The 245-nt window shown below is 55.1% G+C and carries 1 protein-coding gene; it reads right to left on the bottom strand.

Translation table 11 applies throughout. The features are described 5' to 3' along the window. The coding region (locus AC0L3U_RS40025) for an ATP-binding cassette domain-containing protein (RefSeq protein WP_473365215.1) at positions 1-214 on the bottom strand (214 nt) is incomplete at its 3' end. Positions 215-245 lie beyond the last annotated feature (31 nt).

The following is a 245-nucleotide window of genomic DNA, read 5'->3' on the forward strand; positions in this document are numbered from 1 at the left end:
TATCGATGTTGTTAATGTGTATACTGCCGGAAGACGGCTCCACAAATCCCGCGACCATGCGAAGAGTCGTTGTTTTGCCGCACCCCGATGGGCCAAGCAGGCAGAGAAGTTCCCCTCGCCGAGCCTTGAGCGAAATGTCTGCTACAGCAGCCGCATCGCCGTAGAGCTTAGAAACAGAGCGCAATTCCACGACAAAGTCGTTGCTCTCGGACACGGCGTCTTCTTTTCCTTCCGACAAGACGAGC

This window comes from Bradyrhizobium sp. Kon69 (assembly GCF_055807515.1).